Raw genomic sequence first — 20188 nt, forward strand, 5'->3', positions numbered from 1 at the left:
GCCCTCCTCGTCGACCGGGCTGCGCTGGCCGACGCCGAGGCGGCCGGTGACGTGCTCGCCGGCCACCACGAGCTGATGGACGCCTTCTACACCGACGTCCGCGCCGACCTCGCCGACTGGCGGACCAGCCGGGGGCTCCCCGCCGATCCGATTGCCGCCTACGCCGCCTCCGGATACGGCGAGCGCATCGCCGCCGACCGCGTCGGGGGCAACCAGGCCGGGTGGGGCGCATGACCAACCCCGCCGTCGAGGAGCTCCTCGCCCGGTCCAACCGGCTCGGGGCCGATCCGAGGAACACCAACTACGCCGGTGGCAACACCTCGGCCAAGGGCCGCGAGACCGACCCTGTCACGGGCGAGCCGGTCGAGCTGCTCTGGGTCAAGGGCTCGGGCGGAGACCTCGGCACGCTCACCGAGTCTGGCCTTGCTGTGCTGCGCCTCGACCGCCTCCGCGCCATGACGAACGTCTATCCCGGCGTCGACCGCGAGGACGAGATGGTCGCGGCCTTCGACTACGCCCTGCACGGCAAGGGCGGGGCAGCACCGAGTATCGACACGGCCATGCACGCCCTCGTCGACGCGAACCACGTCGACCACCTGCACCCCGACTCCGGCATTGCCTTTGCAACGGCCAAGGACGGCGAGAAGCTCACGAGGAAGGCATTCGGCGACAAGGTCGTCTGGGTTCCGTGGCGTCGCCCCGGGTTTCAGCTCGGACTCGACATCGCCGCCATCAAGGAGGCGAACCCTCAGGCGATCGGCTGCATCCTCGGCGGACACGGCATCACCGCCTGGGGCGCGACGAGCAAGGAGGCAGAGAAGAACAGCCTCTGGATCATCACGACGGCAGAGGACTACATCGCCGCGAAGGGGTCGAAGGCTCCATTCGGTCGCGCCGTCGCCAAGAACGCCGCACTGCCGAAGGCAGAGCGGCTCGCCAAGGCCGCGGCCATCGCCCCGCACCTGCGCGGGCTCGTCTCCACCGACAACGCCCAGGTCGGCCACTTCACCGACGCGGACGTCGTGCTCGACTTCCTCGCCTCGGCGAACGCCCCGCGACTCGCCGCCCTCGGCACGAGCTGCCCCGACCACTTCCTGCGCACCAAGGTCAAGCCGATGCTGCTCGACCTGCCCGCGAACGCGACGGTCGAGAAGACCATCGCGCGACTGACCGAGCTGCACGAGGCGTACCGCACGGACTACACGACGTACTACGAGAAGCACGCGACGGCCGACTCGCCAGCCATGCGCGGCGCCGATCCGCTCATCGTGCTCGTGCCCGGCGTCGGCATGTTCAGCTACGGCGCGAACAAGCAGACCGCGAGGGTCGCCGGCGAGTTCTACATCAACGCCATCAACGTCATGCGCGGTGCCGAGGCGATCTCGACGTACACGCCGATCAGCGACTCCGAGAAGTTCCGCATCGAGTACTGGGCCCTCGAGGAGGCCAAGCTCGCGCGCATGCCGAAGCCGAAGCCGCTCGCGGGGCGCGTTGCCCTCGTCACGGGCGCGGCATCCGGGATCGGAAAGGCGATCGCAACACGCCTCGCCGCCGAGGGCGCCTGCGTCGTCATCGCCGACCTCGACCTCGCGAAGGCCAAGGCGGCTGCCGCAGAGCTGGGGAACGCGGATGTCGCCATCGGCATCAAGGCGAACGTCACCTCCGAGGACGAGGTGCAGGCTGCAGTCGATGCCGCGGTGCTCGCGTTCGGCGGACTCGACCTCGTCGTCAACAACGCCGGGCTCTCCCTCTCGAAGAGCCTGCTCGACACGACCGTCGCCGACTGGGACCTCCAGCACGACGTCATGGCGAAGGGCTCGTTCCTCGTGTCGCGCGCGGCGGCGCGCGTGCTCATCGACCAGAAGCTCGGTGGCGACATCGTCTACATCTCGTCGAAGAACTCGATCTTCGCCGGCCCGAACAACATCGCCTACTCCGCCACGAAGGCCGACCAGGCCCACCAGGTTCGACTGCTCGCGGCGGAGCTCGGCGAGCACGGCGTGAAGGTCAACGGCATCAACCCCGACGGCGTCGTACGCGGCTCCGGCATCTTCGCGGGCGGCTGGGGTGCGAAGCGCGCCGCCGTCTACGGCGTGCCGGAAGACGAGCTCGGCGCGTACTACGCGCAGCGCACCCTGCTCAAGCGCGAGGTGCTGCCGGAGAACGTCGCGAACGCGGTCTTTGTGCTGTGCACCGCCGACCTGTCGCACACAACCGGCCTGCACATCCCTGTCGATGCCGGCGTCGCCGCCGCCTTCCTCAGGTAGTCATGGTCAGCGCGGTAGCAGCCGTCGACCTCGGGGCGACGAGCGGCCGGGTCATGCTCGGCTACGTCGGCCACAACGAGCTTCGGTTGCAGCCGGTCGCCCGGTTTCCCAACGGACCCGTCGATATCGGCGGCGAGCTGAGGTGGAACGCGAGCGGACTGTTCGAGCACGTCGTCTCCGGGCTCGCGTCTGCCGCACGGCAGGAACCAGACCTCGCGGGCGTCGCGGTCGACTCGTGGGCGGTCGACTACGGGCTCATGCGCGACGGGACCCTGGCCGCAGAGCCGTTCCACTATCGCGACTCTCGAACCGCCACGGGCGTGGCTCTCGTGCACGAGCGGGTCTCCCCCGCCGAGCTCTATGCCGCGACAGGGCTGCAGCACCTGCCGTTCAACACGGTCTACCAGCTGGCCGACGATGAGGCAGCGGGCCGGCTGGTCGGCATCGACAGGTTCCTGCTCATGCCCGACCTGATCACCTACTGGCTCTCTGGACAGCAGTTCGCCGAGCGCACGAACGCCTCGACGACGGCACTGTTCAACGTGCACACCGGCGAGTGGGATGACGCCCTCATCGAGCGCGTCGGTCTGCCCCGCGAGATCTTCCCCGACCTCGTAAGCGCGGGAACGGCGGTCGGCGGGCTCCTCCCCGCCGTCGCCGCTCGTGTCGGGCTTCCCACCCTCGAGGTGAGCACCGTTGGATCCCACGACACAGCATCCGCCGTCGTCGCGGTGCCAGCCACCGACCCCGACTTCGCCTATATCTCGAGCGGCACCTGGGCTCTCGTCGGGGTTGAACTCGAGCGCCCAGTGCTCACCGAGGCGAGCCGTCTCGCCAACTTCACCAACGAGGGTGGTGTCGACGGCCGCGTGCGCTACCTCCGCAACGTCATGGGCCTCTGGATCCTCAGCGAGACGGTGACTGGATGGGGCGACGACCTCGCATCGCTGCTCGCCGCCGCGGCAGCGCAGCCGGCACCCGCGCACTTGTTCGATGTCGATGACGCGCGCTTCCTTCCGCCGGGCGACATGCCACGGCGCATCGCCGAGTGGTTCGGCGAGCGCGGGCTCGCTGGGCCGGAAGGGCGGGCGGCGACCGTTCGCGTCATCCTCGAGTCCCTGGCCGAGGCGTACGCTGCAACCGTGAGACAGGCGGTGGAGTTGAGCGGCACGAGCGTGAAGGTCATCCACCTGCTCGGCGGCGGAAGCCATAACACCCTGCTCTGCCAGCTCGTCGCCGACCGCAGCGGCCTTACCGTGCTCGCCGGGCCGGCCGAGGCGACCGCGATCGGCAACGTGCTCGTGCAGGCCCGCGCCCACGGTCTCGTGACCGGATCGCTCGAGTCGCTTCGCGCGATCGTCGCGGCCGCGTTCGTGCCGACCGTGTACACACCGCAAGGATCGAAATGAAGCGCAGCATCCCCAATCCCGTGGCCCTTCTCGAGCTGATGAAGTTCAAGAAGCCCGACCTCAATGCCAAGCGCCGACGGCTGAACGGCGCGCTGACGATCTACGACCTGCGCGATATCGCCAAGCGCCGCACCCCCAAGGCCGCCTTCGACTACACGGATGGCGCGGCAGAGGGAGATCTCTCGCTCCCCCGCGCGCGGCAGGCATTCGAAGACGTGGAGTTTCACCCCTCGATCCTGCGTGACGTCTCGACGGTCGACACGACGACGCAGATCCTCGGGGGCACGTCGGCGATGCCGTTCGGCATAGCGCCGACCGGGTTCACCCGGCTCATGCAGACCGAGGGCGAGATCGCGGGTGCTGGCGCTGCCGCTGCCGCTGGAATCCCGTTCACGCTGTCGACCCTAGGTACCTCGTCGATCGAGGATGTGCGGGCCGCGAACCCGAACGGCCGCAACTGGTTCCAGCTCTACGTCATGCGCCAGCGCGAGATCTCGTACGGGCTCGTCGAGCGCGCTGCCGCCGCGGGATTCGATACCCTCATGTTCACGGTCGACACCCCTGTCGCTGGCGCCCGCCTCCGCGACAAGCGCAACGGCTTCTCCATTCCTCCCCAGCTCACGGCCGGCACGATCATCAACGCGATCCCGCGGCCGTGGTGGTGGTGGGACTTCCTGACAACTCCCCCGCTCGAGTTCGCGTCGCTGTCGTCAACCGGCGGCACCGTCGGAGAGCTGCTCGACTCGGCGATGGACCCGTCGATCGACTTCGACGACCTCGCGACGATCCGGGCAATGTGGCCGGGAAAGCTCGTGGTCAAGGGAGTGCAGAACGTGGAGGACTCGAAGCGACTCGCCGATCTCGGGGTCGACGGCATCCTGCTCTCCAACCACGGCGGGCGTCAACTCGACCGTGCGCCGATCCCGTTCCACCTGCTGCCGGCCGTCGTGAAGGAGGTCGGCAGGGACACCGAGGTGATGGTCGACACCGGCATCATGAACGGTGCCGACATCGTCGCATCGATCGCGCTCGGAGCGAAGTTCACACTCGTCGGCCGTGCCTACCTCTATGGCCTCATGGCAGGCGGACGGGCGGGTGTCGACCGCGCCATCCAGATTCTCGGCGACCAGGTCACCCGCACGATGCGCCTGCTCGAGGTCTCCTCTATCGAGGAGCTCGAGCCGCGGCACGTCACCCAGCTGCAGCGGCTTACCCCGCGCTGACGTCTCCCGGCCGCGTCCTGGTGGTAGGGGCGTGGCCGGGGCTCACCCTCCGCGATCGAGCCGGGTTGTGAGGTCGCTCGGTGCGGCACGACTCGACGCGGGCACCGCAGCAACCGGCTCAGCCGAGCATCCAGAGCACCGCGGGCGCGAACAGCAGCACGGTCGGGATGCCGAGGAGCCCGGCAGCGCACGCCACCACGAGCGCCTCCCGCGCCGTCGACAGCGGCGCGAGCCCGAGACGTGCGACCCGCTCGGTCACGTTGTCGGCGGGGGCCAGCGCCGACGGCGCACCCACCGATCCCGTTCCGACGAGAGCGATCGCTCGCGACAGGGTGGCGACATCCGTCGTGCGGCGGGCGCGGTCATCCGCGAGCATCTCGATGAGCAGGCCGACCTCGCGCTGGGCGTGATAGGCGATCGGAAACCACGGCAGCGCCGCGTGCCAGGCACGGAAGGCGATGAGCACGACGTCGTGCCGCTGCACCAGGTGTGCCTCCTCATGGGCGATGACGGCCGAGAGCTCGTCTTCGGTGAGCAGGGTGACCAGCCCTGCAGAGAACACCGTGATCGAGCGAAAGGGGCCGGGCAGGCAGTAGGCGACGGGCGTCGGGCTGTCGATCAGGCGCGTGCCCGCCGACACCGGCGAGCTGAGGAGCGCGATGAGCTGTGCGTGCCGACGCCGCTGCTGCTCCGAGCGCACGACGGTCAGCGCGAGGCTGAACAGCAGGTGCACGGCGAGAAGGAGGGCCGCGCACAGGGCGAGCACGTGCCATGGCTGCGGCGCCCCGGTGCCGGCGGTGAATCCTCGAATGGAGGAGACGAGGTCGTCACCGAACGGCGTGAGCCCGAAGGTCAGGAGAGCGCCGATCATCGAGAGCCCGCCGGCCAGGGCGATCGACTGCCACAGGATGAGCGCGGTCGCGGGCGAGCGGCGCGGCCATGCTGCCCGGCTCAGGGCAAGGGGAACGGGTACGGCCAGCAGCACCGCGAGCGCGGCGAGCAGACCGGAGGCGACAGCCATCAACCGAGCAGGCGCCGGAGGGTCTCCGCCTCAGCCGGGCTCACTTGGCCGACGAACCTCTCGAGCACCGCGGTGCGGTCGGAGGCACCGCCGAGCACCTCGTGCATGAGGTCTGCCATGTGCTCCTCGCGGCTCGCGGCCGCCGAGTAGCGGTGCGGGCGGGCGTCACGAGAGCGGGCGACGAAGCCCTTCTTCTCGAGCCGCGAGAGCACGGTGAGCATGGTCGTCGGAGCGAGCTTTCGCTCTGGCAGCAGCTCGAGCAGGTCGTAGGCCGTGAGGGACTCCGGCGACGCCCACAGCATCTCCATGATCGACCGCTCGAGTTCGCCCAGTGTTGCCATACCGCAATTCTACCCCATGTAGAAATCTGTTCTACAGTGGAGTAGAAATAGTTCTACAAGATGTAGAAGTATTCGTGAGGGACCTTCGGCCCTATAGCCGCAGATCAGGCACCGCAATGCTTGGCGCGGCCCGTACGACGAATGAAAGGCAGCCTGTGGATCCTCTGGAGATCGCGAGATGGCAGTTCGGCATCACCACCGTCTACCACTTCTGGATGGTGCCCCTCACCCTCGGTCTCGGACCACTGGTCGTGCTCATGCAGCTGCAGTGGCTTCGCACCGGCCAGCAGCGCTACCTGCGCATGACGAAGTTCTGGGGAAAGCTCTACCTGATCAACTTCATCATGGGTGTCGCGACCGGCATCGTGCAGGAGTTCCAGTTCGGCATGGCATGGAGCGACTACTCGCGATTCGTCGGCGACGTCTTCGGTGCACCGCTGGCCATGGAGGGGCTGCTCGCGTTCTTCTTCGAGTCGACCTTCCTCGGCCTGTGGATCTTCGGCTGGGACCGCCTGCCGAAGAAGCTGCACTTCGCGAGCCTGTGCATCGCGGTTGGCGGGTCTATCGTCTCCGCGTTCTTCATCATCGCCGCCAACTCGTGGATGCAGCATCCGGTCGGCGTCGAACTGGTTGACGGGCGGCCAGTGCTCGTCGACATCTGGGCCGTGCTCACCAACAACACGGCTCTCACCGCCTACACCCACACCATCTTCGGCGCTCTCGGCGTGGGTGCCGCCTTCGTGCTCGGCATCTCCTGGTACCACCTCTGGCAGCGCCGCAAAGACGGCATCGACACGGTCGACGCCGCTGGTCGAGTCGTCGTCGGCGAACGACTGGATGTCTCTGGCCGCGACCACGAGGACCACGCGGTCTGGATCAGGTCGCTGCGCATCGGTGCCGTCGTCGCGATCCTCGCCTTCGGCGGCGTCGCAGTCACCGGCGACCTGCAGGCCAAGCTCATGTTCGACCAGCAGCCGATGAAGATGGCCGCGGCCGAGGCCGCGTGCCACGACGGCACCTCGTTCTCCGTGCTCGCGATCGGTGACGTGGGAGCCGCGAACTGCGACGACGTCGTGAGCATCATCGAGGTGCCCGGTCTGCTGAGCTTCCTCGCCCACGGCGACTTCGACACCGAGATCAAGGGCGTCAACACGCTCATTCCCGAGTACCAGGAGAAGTACGGCCTCACCGCCGACGACGGCACGGAGATCAACTACCTGCCCGTCATGGCCGTCACCTACTGGGGCTTCCGGCTCATGATCGGCTTCGGCGGCCTCGCCGCCTTCGCCGCCGTCGTCGCCCTCTGGCTGACGCGAAAGGGAACGGTGCCGCGCTCGATCTGGGTCATGCGGCTCGCCGTGACCGGCATCCTCGCGCCCTTCGCCGCCAACTCGGCCGGATGGATCTTCACCGAGATGGGACGCCAGCCCTTCGTGGTCGCCCCCAACCCCAACCCCAGCGGCGTGGACGGCGTCTACATGTTCACCGCAGCCGCCGTCTCCCCGGGAGTCACCGCCGGCGAGCTGCTGTTCTCGCTCGTCAGCCTCACCCTCGTCTACGGAGCGCTGATGGTCGTCGAGGTCACCCTGCTCGTGCGCTACGTGCGCGGCGGCTGGCGATCGGCGATGCCGGTCGAGACCTCCGCTGCCTCGACCACCGACAACGACGACGACCCCGACAAGCGCGACGACGTCCTCGCGTTCGCCTACTAGCCAAGGAGCACCCATGGACCTCCCCACCATCTGGTTCGTCGCCATCGGCGCGCTGTGGATCGGCTACCTCCTCCTCGAGGGATTCGACCTCGGCGTCGGCATGCACATGCTCGTCAGCGCACGCAGCGAGAGCCAGCGCCGCGTCATGCTCAACTCGATCGGCCCGGTCTGGGACGGCAACGAGGTGTGGCTGCTGACCGCAGGGGCCGGCACCTTCGCCGCGTTCCCGCTCTGGTATGCGTCGCTGTTCTCCACGCTCTACATCCCGCTCACCCTCGCGCTGCTCGCCCTCATCTTTCGTGCCGTTGCGATCGAGTACCGCGGCAAGGGCCAGTCGGCACGGTGGATTCGGTTCTGGACCCGCGCTCTCGGCGTCGGATCCTTCGTCGCCGCATTCTGCGTCGGCGCCATGCTCGCCCTCACGACGACCGGGCTGCCGATCGACGCGGACGGCAACCGGGTCGGAGGCCCGTTCGCGTGGCTCACGCCCTACGCCGTGCTCGGTGGGCTCGCCGTCATCGGCTTCTGCCTCGTGCACGCGGCCACTTTCCTCGGACTCAAGACTCTCGGTGCGGTGCGGGAGCAGTCACAGCACTTCATCCGTCGGTACGCGCCATTCGCGCTGCTGCCGATCGTGGCGTGGGTGCTCGCGGTGCAGCTCATCAATGGCAAGACATGGACGTTGGCCCTGATCGGTGCGGCAGTGATCGCCCTGGTCTTCGGGCTTGGCGCGGCGAGGCACGGCAGGGAAGGCCGTGCCTTCGTCGCCGTCGCCACTTTCCTCGCGCTGGGTGCCGCCTCCATCTTCGCCTCGGCCTACCCCGTCGTGCTCCCGTCGACGATCGACCCCGCGTTCAGCCTCACGGTCGAGAATGCCTCCAGCGGCGACTACACGCTTGGCGTCATGACCTGGGTGACGGCCTTCTCCCTTCCGTTGATCCTGCTGTACCAGGGCTACACCTACTGGGTGTTCCGTCGCCGGCTCGGCGAGCACCACCTGCCGGAGTCGCACCCGGTCGTCGCCGCGGTCGCGCCTGTCGAGCGCGTCGCGCCACCGGTATGAGACCGGCGCCAGAGGACCGCCGCGCACTCCTCGTCTTCGCCCTTCTCGGCTCGCTCACGGCTCTCGCCCTTGTGCTGGTCGCGGAGGGCGTCGCGCGCGGGGTCGTGGCCGTCATCGAGGGCCAGCCCGTTGTGGTCGGTGCGCAGCTGATCGTGATCGGCGGAATCCTGCGCGCCGTCCTCGCGTGGACGGGCAGCTCGCTAGCGGCGCGGGCTGCCATCGGGGAGAAGGAGCGCTTGCGGCGCGAGCTCGCCGACCGGGTGCTCGCCGATCGAGGCGGGCGGGCGTCGACGGCCGTGCTGGGATCCCTCGGGCTCGACGAGCTCGACAACTACTACCGGCAGGTGCTGCCCGCGATCGCGACCGCGGCAACCGTTCCCCTGCTGGTCGGCGCGCGCATCCTCTCTGCCGACTGGGTGAGCGCCATCATCGTGGTGCTCACCGTGCCACTGGTTCCCCTCTTCATGGCGCTCGTCGGCCTGCACACGAAGGACCGCGCGGATGCCGCCAGCGCCACCATGCAGCGACTGAGCGACCACCTGGCAGAGCTCGCCCGCGGCCTCCCGGTGCTCGTCGGCCTCGGTCTGGTCGAGGAGCAGTCCGCGGCCCTCCGCCGGATCTCGGCGGAGCACCGTGCCACCACGATGGCCACGCTGCGCACGGCGTTCCTCTCCTCCCTGGTGCTCGAGCTCATCGCCACCATCTCGGTTGCGATCGTCGCGGTGTTCGTCGGCATCCGGCTTATGCACGGTGAGCTGCCCCTGGAGCTCGGCCTCGTCGCGCTCGTGCTCGCACCGGAGTGCTTCGCCCCGTTCCGCGAGCTCGGTGCCGCGTTCCACGCTGCGCAGGATGGCCAGGCGGCACGGCGCGCGGTCGAAGCGCACTCGGCGGTCGAGCCGGTGGTGTCGACGGGATCACCCACCGACGGCGGCACCATCACCGTCACCGACCTCACCGTGCACGGCATCGGCCCCGTCACGTTCACCCTTCCGCGCGGATCGACCACGGCTCTTGACGGGCCGAGCGGCTCTGGCAAGTCGTCGGTGCTCGGCGTGCTCGCGCGTCGCGACTCCGTCGCATACGTGCCACAGCATCCGCACACCGTCGGCGAGACCGTGCATGCAGAGCTCTCGTACTACGGCGAGCCCGGCGACGTGCTCGCGCGACTCGGCCTCGACGGCCTTCGCGATGTCGACCCCGCTCGGCTCAGCCCTGGCGAGCTGCGCCGGCTGGCCGTCGCGAGGGCGCTGCTGCGGGTCGAGGCGGGGGCCAAGCTGCTGCTGCTCGACGAGCCGACCGCCCACCTCGATGCGGCGAGCGCCCTGCTCGTCTACCGGGAGCTCGCGGCACTGCGCGGCCGGGTCACCATGGTCATCGCCTCGCACGAGGAGGAGGTCGCAGAGCTCGCCGACCGGCACGTCTCCCTCGGGAACTCCTTGCGACGCGCGTCGGACGCGGTGCCGGTGGGTGAGCCCGCGGCTCAGCCTGCCGGGATCGCGGCGTCGACCGTCACGGCCCCCACTGGCCCGAGCACCGGCGGCGGCTCGGCGCTACGTGTGTTCCTTCGTCCCGTCGTCGCGCGCTTCGCGGCAGCCACCGCCGTCGGCACTGCTGCCGCCCTGTTCGCCGTCGCGCTCACGGCGGTCTCTGGCTGGCTCATCGTTCGCGCGAGCGAGGAGACCGCGATCATGTACCTGCTGGTCGCCATTGTCGGCGTGCGGTTCTTCGGCCTCGGGCGGGCCGCCCTTCGCTACTCAGAGCGACTGCTCACGCACGACGCGGTGCTCGCAGCGGTGACGCAGCTGCGCATGCGGATGTGGCACGGACTCGCGGCGCACGGGCTCGCATCCCGTGCCCTCGCCCGCGGCGGCGTCGCCCTCGACTACCTCGTGGCGGCGGCTGACACCGTGCGCGACCTCGTGCCCCGCGTGATCCTGCCGCCGGTGGTTGCCGTGCTGGTCTCTGTCGCCGCGGTGATCGCGGTCGAGGCGCTGCATCCATCCGCGGTCGGTGTTCTCGTGGTGGCTCTGCTCGTCGCCCTCGTGGTCGCCCCCGTGGTGGCTCTCGCCGGAGACCAGGTGGCAGCGGCGAGCGAGCGCGAGCTGCGGTCGACGGTGCTGCGCCGATTCGTCGCCCTGGCCGCGGCCGCCGCAGAGCTGTCGGCGAACGGCGCCGGCGAGCGGGTTCGCGACGAGATCACCGCACTGGATGCCGCCGCGAGCCGCCGCTCCCGCCGCACCGCTGCGGCACGGGGTCTCGGCGCTGCCGTGACCATCGTCGCCCTCACCTCCGCGAGCGCCGCCTTTCTCTCCGTCGGGGCGAGCGGCCCGCTCACCGGCGTGCTCGTGCTGCTCGCCCTCGCACTCATCGACCCGCTGCGCGCCCACGTCGAGGCGGTGCAGCAGTGGCCGGCCCTGCGGGCCGCACTCGCGAAGGTCGCGGTGCTCGACGCTGCAGTGCCACCGACCGGCACGCGGCCGGTCGACCGTGTCACCACCCTCGCGCTCTGCGACCTCGGCATCGACGGCCTCTTCTCCGGCCTGACCGCACGCGCCAGCCGCGGCGACTGGCTCGTCGTCGAGGGGCCGTCTGGCTCCGGCAAGTCGACCCTGCTCGCGGCCCTGCTCGGCTACCGGCCGGTGGATGACGGAGCCGTGCTCGTCGACGGGGTTGCGCTGCCGGAGCTCGATGCCGCACAGCTGCGCTCGCGCATCGCCTGGTGCCCGCAAGAGGCACACGTCTTCGACTCGACCGTGCGCGGCAACCTCGCGCTCGGCGGCCGGGCGACCGACGACGAGTACCGCGCCGTGCTCGACCGCGTCGGCCTCCGGGTCGAGCTGGATGCCCGCGTCGGCTCCGAGGGCGGCTTCCTCTCCGGCGGGCAGCGCCAGCGGCTCGCCGTCGCCCGCACCCTGCTCACCACTGCGGATGTCGTGCTGCTCGACGAGCCGACGGCACACCTCGACGCGGAGGCAGCAGAGAACCTCGTCTCCGACCTGCGGCGTGCGCTGGCGGATCGCATCGTCGTTCTCGTGACGCACCACGCCTCGGAGCGGCGCGGCAGCGACATCCTGCTCCGTCTTGGCTCCTCGCTCGTCGAGGCGTGAGACTGGGGGCATGACCTCCCACATCATCGTGCTGCCCGGGGGCGGGTACACCCGCCACGCACCCCACGAGGGTGAGCCCGTCGTCGAGTGGCTCGGCAGCCTCGGCTACGCCGCGAGCACGTTCAGCTACCCCGTGAAGGCGCGCCACCCGCAGACGCTCGATGCGGTCACCGCCGAGATCCGCCGGGTGCGCGCAGCCGGTGCTGACAAGGTCGGGCTGCTCGGCTTCTCTGCGGGAGGTCACGCCGCCGGCCTCGCCGCCCTGACGAGCACAGAGCGAGTGGATGCCGCGATCCTCTGCTACCCGGTCGTCTCCATGCTGCTCGATACGCACGCCGGCTCGCGCGAGCAGCTCATCGGACTGGATGCACCGCGAGAGCTGCGCGCCTCGACCTCCCTCGAGACACTCGTCACGCCATCCGCTCCCCCGTTCTTCGTCTGGCACACGGCAGAGGATGCCTCCGTGCCGGTCGAGCACTCGTACCTGCTCGGGTCGGCGCTTGCCGAGCATGGGGTGCCGCACTCGCTGCACGTCTTCCCGACGGGGCGCCACGGCATCGGCCTCGCGCAGGGCGAGGGCACGGCCGAGGCCTGGACGGCGCTCGCCGGGATGTGGCTGAGCGAGCTCGACTGGCGCGCTAGGGCCTAGAGCAGCGGCCCCAGCAGGTTCGCCGCCACCGTCGCGTGCACTGACTCGGTGTCGCTCGGATGGTAGATGCCGGCGAGCACGTCTCGCTGCAGCCGGGCGAGCTCGGAGGACGAGCGGTATCCGCCTCCACCCGCGAGGCGCATGGCCTGGTCGACGACGTAGCGCGCCGTCTCTGTCGAGCGGTGCTTGACGCCGGTGAGCTCGCGAAACCACGACACACCCCGGTCGACCACGTCGTCCACATCGCGGGCGAGGGTCTCGATCTGGGGAGCGAGCGCGTCGAGGGCGAGAGCGGCATCCGCTGCCCGCCACCGCAGGTCGGGGTCCTGGCTGTAGGCGAGTCCCGACTTCAGCGAGGTGCGGGTGCCGAGAGCGTCGACCGCCAGCGAGAGAGCCCTGTCTGCGATTCCCGCATAGACGGAGGAGATGAGCAGCAGGAAGTTCGAGAAGATGCCGAACACGAACGGGTCGGCATTGGGGCCGACGGGCAGGATGCGGGAGATACGTGCCGAAGGAACGACCGCGCCATCCAGCACCGTCGTGTGGCTCTGCGTCGCCCGCATGCCGAGGGTGTCCCAGTCGTCGAGGGATCGCCAGCCGGGGGTCTCGCGCGTGATGAACCCGTGCACGAGCTCGTCGCCGTGGCGACCGAAGACCCCGAGGCGGGTCCACGCGGGCGATAGCGAGGTGAAGATCTTCGTGCCAGTGAACGCGAAGCCGTCGTCGACGGGAACAGCCGTGGTTAGCGAGTCCCACAGCACGAGGTCGTTGCCCGGCTCGCTGTTGCCGAATGCGAACAGCTCACCCGCGGCCGCATCCGTCAGCACCCAGTCGAGCGAGTGGTCGCCGCGGTCGCGGAGCACCTGGGCGACGCCGACCCAGACCAGGTGCATGTTGATGCCGAGCGCCGTCGCGGGGGCGTGCGCGGCGAGCAGCCGCTGGTCGCTGGCCATCTCGAGCAGGCTGCGCGGGGCGAGGTAGCCGGCCTCGCGCAGCTCGACGAGGTCGTCGTCGAAGAAGGCGTTTGCGGCGTCGTAGCCCGCGGCGCGCGAGCGAATCCGGTCGAGAAGGTCGGGAGGGAGCGTCACACCGAAAGGCTACGCGCGTTGACCCGGATGAGGGTCCAGGCGAGCAGGCCGACGAGGGAGCCGGCGATGCCGGCGAGGGCCGCGACGAGCCCGAGTGACTCTGCCACAAGGGGGGAGACCAGCACGAGTACCGCGGTCACGGCAATGGTGGCCGGTCGCAGCACGACCTGCTCCACGATCGGGCGGTGCAGCGTCCACAGCAGCACGAGGAACAGTGCAACGGGAATCGCCGTCGCATAGGCGACCATGGTGTTCGACGCCTCGATGTGGTGCCCGACAGAGACCACCGCGACCTCGAGGCCGGAGCCGATGGCCGCGAGCGCGATGAAGATGCCGAAGTGGCCGTAGCCCCAGATGAACGAGCGCTCGCGGCGCTGCGTGAGCCCCTCGCCGGCCGGCTCGGAGAAGTAGAGCCACCACAGGGTGAAGATGATGACGAGTCCGATCATGGCGATCGTGATGAGGGTCGGGCTCACGCCGCCCTCGGAGATCGAGGCCTGCACGGCGAGGGTAGAGGCGAAGACGCTCTCGCCCAGCAGGATGATCGTGAACAGCTGGTATCGCTCGGCGATGTGGTGGGGATGCCACGTCGTCGATCCGGTGCGCTCCGCCCAGAGCGGCACCGCGAGGTCGAGCACGGCCAGCACGAGGAACGACCACACGGAGCCCTGGTCGGGAAGAGCGAGGCGCGCCATCCAGAGCACCTGCACCGCGCCTATTCCGATCGCATAGCGCACGGCAGTCTGGCGGCCCTCCGGGTGCTCGACGGCCGCCCGCACCCACAGGGCGACGAGCCCGACGCGCATGATGAGGTAGCCGACGGTGATCACGGCGAAGTTCTGCGAGTCGAACGCTGCCGGTATTCCTCCGGCGATCACGAGCACCCCGGCGATGTGCACGAAGGTCAGCACGCGGTACAGCACATCGTCTGTGGCGTAGGCCGAGGCGAACCAGGTGTAGTTCATCCAGGCCCACCAGATGGCGAAGAACACCATGGCGAACGGCACGAGCTTCTCGAGTGGATGGCCGTCTTCCGTCGCGTGGGCGAGCTGCGCAGCCACCTGCGAGATCGCGACGACGAAGGTGAGGTCGAAGAGCAGCTCGAGGGGGGTCGCCGAGCGGTGCTGTTCCGCGGTGTCGCGGGCGGTCATTCGCTGGCGGAGGCCGGTCATGGGGCGATTTTACGCGTCAGTGGCCGATGCTAGCGTCGCTCCATGGTCGAGAGAGAGCGCATGCAGTTCGCCACCGCGGCCGAGTGGGAGGCGTGGCTCGAGACCCACTTCGACGACCCCGCCTATGCGGTCGGCGTCGGCCTCGTCATCGCGAAGAAGGGCTCTCCCGTGTCGACGATCGCGGTGGTCGACGCCCTCGACGTCGCGCTGAGCTTCGGGTGGATCGACGGCATCCGCAACGCCATCGACGAGCACTTCTTCCTCCAGTCCTACATGCCGCGCCGACCGCGCAGCATGTGGTCGCAGATCAACCGCGACAAGGTCGCCGCGCTCATCGCCGCCGGGCGCATGCGCCCCTCCGGTCAGGCCGAGATCGACCGGGCAAAAGCCGACGGGCGATGGGATGCCGCCTACGCCGGATCGAAGACCATCGAGGTTCCCGACGACCTCGCCGCCGCCATCGCGGCCTCCCCCGCCGCCGCCGAGTTCTTCCCGACCCTCAGCAGCCAGAACCGCTTCGCGATCCTGTTTCGCATCGGCCAGGCCAAGCGGCCTGAGACCCGCGAGCGCAGCATTGCGAGGTTCGTTGAGCAACTCGAACGGGGGGAGACCATCTACCCCCAGAAAGCGAAGCCGCGGCCATAGGCTGAGCCCCATGACTGATGCGACCCCGGCCACCCGCTCGAAGCTCGGCCTCATCCTGTGGCTGTGCGCCATCGGCGTCTTCGTCGTGTCGGTGATCGTCGGCATCGTTCTGGCCGCCATCGGCATCTCGCAAGACGGCCTCGCCGCCCTCGCCGTGATCTTCGTTCCGCTCGTCGCGAGCGCGGTCTACGCGCCGCTCACGATCGTCGCGTTCATCGTGAGCATCGTCGGCATCCGCAAGCCGGGCGTGCGTCTCACCCGTGAGTGGGTCGCCGTGATCGGCAGCGGGGTCGGCACTCTCGCGTCTGTCTCCGCCGGCCTGCTCGCACTGAGCGCCTACGGCATGGGCATGTAGAGCAGCTGCGCGATCGCCCGCACACCGGTTTCGACCTCGGCGAAGCTCGTCGAGAGCGGCGAGAGCCCGAGCCGGATGCCGCTGGGGCGCCGAAAGTCGGGAATCACCCCCTGCTGCCAGAGCTGCGGCACCATCGCGGCGAAGGCCGGGTGGTCGATCGTGACGTGGCTGCCGCGCAGAGCGGCATCCCGTGGGCTCGAGACGGTGACGTCGGGCAGCAGCTCGTCGACGAGGTCGAGGGCGTAGGTCGTCAGCGCGATCGACTTCTGCCGCACGGCAGGGATGCCCACCTCGTCGAGGAGGGCGATCATGTCGCGCATCGCCAGCATGCCGATCACCGGCGGGGTTCCGCTGAGGAACCCGCGGATGCCGGGCGCGGGCGCATAGCCCTGCCCCATCTCGAACGGCGCGGCCGAGCCGAGCCAGCCCTGGATCGGCTGCCGCAGCTGCGACTGCAGGTCGGCGCGCACATAGGCGAAGGCCGGCGACCCCGGCCCGCCGTTGAGGTATTTGTAGGTGCACCCGACCGCGAGGTCGACGCCCCAGTCGTCGAGGAATGTCGGCACCACACCGACGGAGTGGCAGAGGTCCCACACGACGAGGGCCCCGGCCTCGTGCACCGCCGCCGTGATGCCCGCGACGTCGGCAAGGTGGCCGGAGCGGTAGGCGACGTGGCTGAGCACGACGACCGCGGTCTGGTCGGAGAGCGGGATGCGGTCGACGGTCACATCACCCGGCTCGATCCAGCGCAGGGTGAGTCCGCACTCCGCCGCGATGCCCTCGAGCACGTAGCGGTCGGTCGGGAAGTTGTCGCGGTCGATGACGAGCTCTGTTCGACCGGGGCGGGCTGCGACCGCCGCCCGCACGAGCTTGTAGAGCAGCACGGTGGTCGAGTCGCCGATGCTCACCTGACCCGGGGCGGCACCGAGGCAGACGCGGCCGAGATCGTCGCCGATCCGCTCGCCCTGCTCGAGCCAGCCTTCGTCCCACCCACGGATGAGGCGGCCACCCCACTGCTGCTCAATGAAACCAGCAACGTGGGTTACCGACGCTTGCAGTGGACGACCAAGCGAGTTGCCGTCGAGGTACGCCACGACCTCCGGGTCGGCGATGAACAGGTCGCGGTACGTCGCGAGCGGGTCGGCCGCGTCGAGGGCGTTCACGCTGCGGCTCCGGGTGAGGCCGTGCGAAACCCGAGCTCGCTGGCCGCGCGCAGCAGTCGAGCGTCGTAGGCGATCACCAGGTCGGCAGCGACTATCGACGCGGTGGCGAGGTGGATGGCATCGAGGCTACGCAGATTGCCAGGGCCGAGCCGCCGGGCGATCCCGATGACCTGCGACGAGAGCGCGCACTCTGCGATTCCTCCAAGAGCAACCTCGATCAGGTCGTTGATGTAGGTCGGGGCGTGGTCGTCGAGCCGGGATCGAAGGATGCGGCTCACCTCGACCGTCCCAAGCGCCGACGACATCAGGATGTCGTTGCTTCGAAGGTGTCGCTGCACGGTCGCGGTGAGATCAACGGACTCGCCCTCGGCGAGGGCACGCTTGATCAGAGCGCTGCTGTCGAGGTAGACCCGCACGCTAGAACCGATCCTCGCGATCGAGCAGATCGAGGCTTGTCATTCCGGGCGGCAGCGTGAGGGGGCTCACTCCCTCGCGCACGGGCCGCGGGGCCGTGACGATCCCGGCGGCAATGAGCTCGTCGAGGGTCGCGGTGCGCGGCGTGGAGAGCCCGAGGAACTCGTCGACAGCCATTCGGATCAGCTCCTGCTGCGAGCGCCCGGTCTTCGCCGACTCCTCGCGCAGGGCCTTCTCAGCCTCCGGCCGCAGTCGCAGATTGGTTGCCATGCTCGATGGTACCAACTGGTACCGCTCTAGCGGGCGCCGATCTGCCGGCGCACCTCGTCGATCGTTCGCATGAGCGAGATCGAGTCGTCGAGGGAGTGCACCGGCGACTCCGTGCGTCCGTCGGCGACGAACTGCGCGAGGGCGACCGCCTCCCAGGCGAGGCCGTCGCGGCCGGCGACGCCGCAGTCGTCGATCCACTCGTGGTGCTCTCCGCCCGCGATGAGCGTGAAGCCAGAGGGCATGACGAAGTTGTCGACCTCGATGCGCCCGGCGCTTCCATGAATGGATGCCGTGACCGAGGTGTTCGCGACGATGCTCGTGGTGATCGCCGCGAGTGCGCCACTCGCCGACCGCAGCGAGACAACCGAATCGGAGTCGACGCCCGTCGGAGCCAGGTTGCCGATGGCGCTGACCGACACGGGAGCCCCGAGCACGAACTGCGCGAACCAGTGGCTGTAGACGCCGGCGTCGAGCATCGCGCCGCCACCGAGAGCGGGGTCGTACCCGCGGCTCGAGGGATCGAACGGCCACTGCCAGCCGAGCACCGCGGTGACGAGGCTCACGTCGCCGAGGTCGCCGCGCTCCAGCAGCTGCGCGATCACATCCGCCTGCGGCAGGTAGCGCGACCAGAGCGCCTCCATCGCGAAGACCCCGGCCGCGCGGGCGGCAGCGGCGATCTCTGTCGCCTGCTCCGCGTTGAGCGCGATCGGCTTCTCGACGAGCACGTGCTTGCCAGCGGCAATCGCGAGCATGGCGAGCGAGCGGTGCTCGCTGTGGGGGGCGGCGATGTAGACGACGTCGACCGCGGCATCCTCGAGCACTGCCGTGTAGTCGCCGGAGCGCTCGATGCCGTGCGTGGCGGCAAAGGCGGCGGCGCGCTCAGCCGAACGCGACCCGACGGCGACGAAGCGCTGGTCGGTGTTGGCGTGCACGGTGCGCACGAAGTCGCCCGCGATCTCGCCAGGAGCGAGCACGCCCCAGCGCAGCACGGGGCCGCCTCGCAGCGGGGTGACTCTGGACTCGGGGAGGGTACTCACGCCGCAAGCCTAAACGCACCCTACCCGTGGAACGCCGGATCCCACGTGGTCTCCAGACCGTCCTCCATGCATGAGCCGAGGCTGGAGCCGAGCCTGCTCCACGAGTCTTTCGCATCCTGGAAGTACATGTCGTGGCTCGAGCCGAATGCCGTCACGGCATCGACGACATAGCCGACCCCCGCTGCCGCTCCCGCAGCGTTCGTGCTGCCGCGGGCCAAGAGGTAGGCCTGCAGCTTCTTCGCCGCCAGTTTCGACGCGGCACTGCCAGCTGCGGGCAAACCCGCCGACAGCGCCGCATTGCCCGCAACGTCGGTGATCTTCGGGCCGTGCGCCCACGAGCCGAGACATCCTGCGAACAGCTCGAAAGTCTTGGTCTGGGCAGAGACGACGGCGGTCGCCTGGTCGAACCGGTCCATGTCCCTCCCGCTGACGCCGAGTGCGCGCAGCCCCGTGGAGGCTCCGGCCATGGCGAGGGCGACGCCCTTCACGATGAGCATGTGGGCGAGAAGGATGCCGGTCGCGATGGTAACGAGACCCGACACGACGCGCTGGGCGACGCTGGACATGACGTTGAGGATCTTCTGGCCCGTGCTCGGGTAGCCGATGTCGACGGTGACCGTGCGGTCCTTGTCGACCACAACCCAGGCGTAGTCACCTTCGTCTCGGTCAGCTCCCGACCAGCCGTGGAAGCTCTCGCCCGCGTGCACGTCGACCTCGAGCTGAACGATGGTGCCGCGCAGGTACTTGCTCTGGTCGTGCGGGCAGTTGCCTGCAGTCGGCGTACTGACACGATCCACGAGGGGAACACTGAAGCAGATCGCCTCGAGCTGCATTGTCGCGGCAGCCATGTGCCCGTTGGCGTCGATGGCGAACGTCGGACCCACGTTCGCGGCTCCGGTCGGATTGACGATTCGGTACCCGTACGAGCCCCACGTAGTGAGTCCGGTGCTCACTGTCTGGCCGGGCCGCGCATAGAGCGGCGGGCATCCGCCGTCGTCGGCAATGACCTCGCCGGGCTCCCCGACGCCGATGTCGCCAAGCTGGCCGCCCTGCGGATACTGGAAGGGAGAGAACCCACCCGACGCGTTCCTCACGACTGTCGTGAGACTGAGCGGCGCGCAGTACTCGACCCGCAGGCCGAGGAACGGAGAGTACAAAACGCTCAGGTCACGATCGGCACCAGAGAAGTAGCGCCGGGGGGGGGGGGGGGGGGGGGGGGGGGGGGGGGGGGGGGGGGGGGGGGGGGGGGGGG

Annotated in this window: 18 protein-coding genes and 1 pseudogene; 10 read left to right on the plus strand and 9 right to left on the minus strand. The window is 69.4% G+C overall.

Annotated features, from left to right (window positions below):
* From AC14A7_RS09530 to AC14A7_RS09545, 4 genes and pseudogenes are all read left to right on the plus strand, one after another.
* Positions 1-234: pseudogene (locus AC14A7_RS09530) on the plus strand (L-rhamnose isomerase); the annotation flags it as partial.
* Positions 231-2267, plus strand: a complete 2037-nt coding sequence (locus AC14A7_RS09535; protein ID WP_484008445.1) for a bifunctional aldolase/short-chain dehydrogenase — start codon at positions 231-233, stop codon at positions 2265-2267. The pseudogene AC14A7_RS09530 and the gene AC14A7_RS09535, both read left to right, overlap by 4 nt.
* Before the next feature lie 2 nt (positions 2268-2269).
* Positions 2270-3676, plus strand: a complete 1407-nt coding sequence (locus AC14A7_RS09540) for a rhamnulokinase (RefSeq protein ID WP_484008447.1) — start codon at positions 2270-2272, stop codon at positions 3674-3676.
* Positions 3673-4899 (plus strand): alpha-hydroxy acid oxidase, encoded by a 1227-nt coding sequence (locus AC14A7_RS09545; RefSeq protein WP_484008449.1) that lies wholly within the window; start codon positions 3673-3675, stop codon positions 4897-4899. The genes AC14A7_RS09540 and AC14A7_RS09545 overlap by 4 nt, the downstream gene beginning before the upstream one ends.
* A gap of 118 nt (positions 4900-5017) precedes the next feature.
* Here AC14A7_RS09545 and AC14A7_RS09550 read toward each other — a convergent pair whose 3' ends face one another.
* Together AC14A7_RS09550 and AC14A7_RS09555 are read right to left on the minus strand one after the other, a co-directional pair.
* Positions 5018-5920, minus strand: a complete 903-nt coding sequence (locus tag AC14A7_RS09550) for a M56 family metallopeptidase (protein ID WP_484008450.1) — start codon at positions 5918-5920, stop codon at positions 5018-5020.
* Positions 5920-6261, minus strand: a complete 342-nt coding sequence (locus AC14A7_RS09555) for a BlaI/MecI/CopY family transcriptional regulator (protein WP_484008451.1) — start codon at positions 6259-6261, stop codon at positions 5920-5922. The genes AC14A7_RS09550 and AC14A7_RS09555 overlap by 1 nt, the downstream gene beginning before the upstream one ends.
* Before the next feature lie 155 nt (positions 6262-6416).
* On the opposite strand from AC14A7_RS09555, the gene AC14A7_RS09560 reads away from it, so the two are divergent.
* From AC14A7_RS09560 to AC14A7_RS09575, 4 genes are read left to right on the plus strand one after another with little or no spacing between them, the layout of a single operon-like run.
* Positions 6417-7973, plus strand: coding sequence for a cytochrome ubiquinol oxidase subunit I (locus AC14A7_RS09560; protein ID WP_484008453.1), 1557 nt, complete (start codon positions 6417-6419; stop codon positions 7971-7973).
* Between the two features lie 13 nt (positions 7974-7986).
* Positions 7987-9036, plus strand: coding sequence for a cytochrome d ubiquinol oxidase subunit II (gene cydB, locus AC14A7_RS09565; protein ID WP_484008454.1), 1050 nt, complete (start codon positions 7987-7989; stop codon positions 9034-9036).
* Positions 9033-12143, plus strand: a complete 3111-nt coding sequence (gene cydC / locus AC14A7_RS09570; RefSeq protein ID WP_484008455.1) for a thiol reductant ABC exporter subunit CydC — start codon at positions 9033-9035, stop codon at positions 12141-12143. Before cydB ends, cydC begins: the two co-directional genes overlap by 4 nt.
* A gap of 10 nt (positions 12144-12153) precedes the next feature.
* Positions 12154-12792: an alpha/beta hydrolase gene (locus AC14A7_RS09575; RefSeq protein WP_484008456.1), complete on the plus strand. Its 639-nt coding sequence runs from the start codon at positions 12154-12156 to the stop codon at positions 12790-12792.
* Here the strand turns inward: AC14A7_RS09575 and AC14A7_RS09580 are convergent.
* Positions 12789-13880, minus strand: coding sequence for an acyl-CoA dehydrogenase family protein (locus AC14A7_RS09580; protein ID WP_484008457.1), 1092 nt, complete (start codon positions 13878-13880; stop codon positions 12789-12791). The genes AC14A7_RS09575 and AC14A7_RS09580 overlap by 4 nt on opposite strands.
* On the minus strand, positions 13877-15052 hold the full coding sequence (locus AC14A7_RS09585) for a low temperature requirement protein A (protein ID WP_484008459.1): 1176 nt from the start codon (positions 15050-15052) through the stop codon (positions 13877-13879). The genes AC14A7_RS09580 and AC14A7_RS09585 overlap by 4 nt, the downstream gene beginning before the upstream one ends.
* Positions 15053-15094: 42 nt before the next feature.
* Between AC14A7_RS09585 and AC14A7_RS09590 the strand changes: the two genes are divergently transcribed.
* Positions 15095-15697, plus strand: coding sequence for a YdeI/OmpD-associated family protein (locus tag AC14A7_RS09590; protein ID WP_484008460.1), 603 nt, complete (start codon positions 15095-15097; stop codon positions 15695-15697).
* Between the two features lie 10 nt (positions 15698-15707).
* A complete protein-coding gene (locus tag AC14A7_RS09595; RefSeq protein ID WP_484008462.1) occupies positions 15708-16052 on the plus strand; it encodes a hypothetical protein in 345 nt (114 codons plus the stop codon).
* Here the strand turns inward: AC14A7_RS09595 and AC14A7_RS09600 are convergent.
* The 5 genes from AC14A7_RS09600 to AC14A7_RS09620 are packed head-to-tail and all read right to left on the minus strand — an operon-like array spanning position 16034 to position 20093.
* Positions 16034-17215 (minus strand): kynureninase, encoded by a 1182-nt coding sequence (locus tag AC14A7_RS09600; RefSeq protein WP_484008464.1) that lies wholly within the window; start codon positions 17213-17215, stop codon positions 16034-16036. The two genes, AC14A7_RS09595 and AC14A7_RS09600, sit on opposite strands and share 19 nt — an antisense overlap.
* The gene (locus tag AC14A7_RS09605; protein WP_484008466.1) at positions 17212-17631 is read right to left on the minus strand and encodes a type II toxin-antitoxin system VapC family toxin; all 420 of its coding nucleotides are present in this window, start codon (positions 17629-17631) and stop codon (positions 17212-17214) included. The genes AC14A7_RS09600 and AC14A7_RS09605 overlap by 4 nt, the downstream gene beginning before the upstream one ends.
* Before the next feature lies 1 nt (position 17632).
* Positions 17633-17899: a hypothetical protein gene (locus AC14A7_RS09610; protein ID WP_484008468.1), complete on the minus strand. Its 267-nt coding sequence runs from the start codon at positions 17897-17899 to the stop codon at positions 17633-17635.
* A gap of 26 nt (positions 17900-17925) precedes the next feature.
* The gene (locus AC14A7_RS09615; RefSeq protein ID WP_484008469.1) at positions 17926-18936 is read right to left on the minus strand and encodes a Gfo/Idh/MocA family protein; all 1011 of its coding nucleotides are present in this window, start codon (positions 18934-18936) and stop codon (positions 17926-17928) included.
* Between the two features lie 20 nt (positions 18937-18956).
* Entirely contained in the window at positions 18957-20093 is a 1137-nt protein-coding gene (locus tag AC14A7_RS09620; RefSeq protein WP_484008471.1) for a hypothetical protein, read from the minus strand.
* Between the last annotated feature and the right edge of the window lie 95 nt (positions 20094-20188).

The sequence above is a fragment of the Conyzicola sp. genome (assembly GCF_057073975.1).

Bases quoted from the DNA above. Each gene is read 5' to 3' on its own strand.
- AC14A7_RS09535 (WP_484008445.1), top strand. From the start codon at position 231: ATGACCAACCCCGCCGTCGAGGAGCTCCTCGCCCGGTCCAACCGGCTC.
- AC14A7_RS09540 (WP_484008447.1), top strand. From the start codon at position 2,270: ATGGTCAGCGCGGTAGCAGCCGTCGACCTCGGGGCGACGAGCGGCCGG.
- AC14A7_RS09545 (WP_484008449.1), top strand. From the start codon at position 3,673: ATGAAGCGCAGCATCCCCAATCCCGTGGCCCTTCTCGAGCTGATGAAG.
- AC14A7_RS09550 (WP_484008450.1), bottom strand. From the start codon at position 5,920: ATGGCTGTCGCCTCCGGTCTGCTCGCCGCGCTCGCGGTGCTGCTGGCC.
- AC14A7_RS09555 (WP_484008451.1), bottom strand. From the start codon at position 6,261: ATGGCAACACTGGGCGAACTCGAGCGGTCGATCATGGAGATGCTGTGG.
- cydB (WP_484008454.1), top strand. From the start codon at position 7,987: ATGGACCTCCCCACCATCTGGTTCGTCGCCATCGGCGCGCTGTGGATC.
- cydC (WP_484008455.1), top strand. From the start codon at position 9,033: ATGAGACCGGCGCCAGAGGACCGCCGCGCACTCCTCGTCTTCGCCCTT.
- AC14A7_RS09575 (WP_484008456.1), top strand. From the start codon at position 12,154: ATGACCTCCCACATCATCGTGCTGCCCGGGGGCGGGTACACCCGCCAC.
- AC14A7_RS09585 (WP_484008459.1), bottom strand. From the start codon at position 15,052: ATGACCGGCCTCCGCCAGCGAATGACCGCCCGCGACACCGCGGAACAG.
- AC14A7_RS09590 (WP_484008460.1), top strand. From the start codon at position 15,095: ATGGTCGAGAGAGAGCGCATGCAGTTCGCCACCGCGGCCGAGTGGGAG.
- AC14A7_RS09595 (WP_484008462.1), top strand. From the start codon at position 15,708: ATGACTGATGCGACCCCGGCCACCCGCTCGAAGCTCGGCCTCATCCTG.
- AC14A7_RS09610 (WP_484008468.1), bottom strand. From the start codon at position 17,899: ATGGCAACCAATCTGCGACTGCGGCCGGAGGCTGAGAAGGCCCTGCGC.